The sequence below is a fragment of the Gilliamella sp. B3023 genome, from assembly GCF_026536845.1.
GTDB lineage: Bacteria > Pseudomonadota > Gammaproteobacteria > Enterobacterales > Orbaceae > Gilliamella > Gilliamella apicola_E.
In genome coordinates, this window is the sequence record NZ_JAFNNH010000062.1 from 1 (window position 1) to 930 (window position 930).

At 40.8% G+C, this 930-nt stretch carries 1 protein-coding gene; it reads left to right on the plus strand.

Annotation, left to right across the window (positions count from 1 at the left end):
* Window positions 1-413: 413 nt before the first annotated feature.
* On the plus strand, window positions 414-930 hold a 517-nt coding region (locus tag J3U16_RS11965), incomplete at its 3' end, for a hypothetical protein (RefSeq protein WP_267343201.1).

The window sequence follows — 930 nt, forward strand, 5'->3', positions numbered from 1 at the left end:
CTTTTTACACGGTTTTAGCTAAAAGGCTAAAATTTAGCAGAAACGTATAAAATTGTAAATTAATCAAAAAATTACTTGACAAGGTAGTCTAAAATGCATTATAATTTTCAACAGGCAACAGGCAACAGGCAACCTGGCCAACCTATCTTTTAAATTCGTCTAAGTCCAGCTCCCAGTTTAATTTTTTCACTAAAACTTATTTTTCCACGCAATCAAGTGAAATTCTGCGAATTTTCGCGCGATCGCTTCCGCGATCCTCTTTTCGTTTCTTTTTCCGATCGTTTTCCGGATGCTTTTTCAGATCCTTTTCGCGATCCTTTTTCGGATCCAGTTTTCGATCCTTCCGTTTTTTCAAATTATCCCGGCAGATTGTTTTTTTCTTGGCCTTTTTCCTTCCTTTTTCGGGTCACTCATTGACATCACAGACAACAGCAAATCAGATACAGGGTACTCCGCCTTATCTGACTTTCGACGGTGGTCGTACACGTGCTGTCGATGCTAACGGTCTGCTTGGGATTACTCTATCTGACGGAGCTAAATATACACCTTCAACTAATACTTCATCATCTACAACCCCAATCTCCTTGCCCGTTGAGGGTCAGAGTTTTGCTGATATTCGTATGTTCGTTCCTACTGATACTAATTCAGTCGCTTTGAGTACTCTTATCGGTCCTCCTAATAATTATTGGGGGGATGATGATGGTGATGCTGACGTTACTGTTACTGGTTCTTTAAGTTTATCTATCGTCGATAAAAGCGGTCAAACGGTATCACGTAGTACCGTGCCAGAGATTTGTAAGGCACCTTATAAGGTTACGTTATCCAGTACTGACGGTACATTATCTACTCGTTACGGATTTCCTAATCGTAGTACTTTCAGTGCTCGTAGTGAGACTTATTACGTCAATCCTAAGGCTGCGCCTGTGGTTT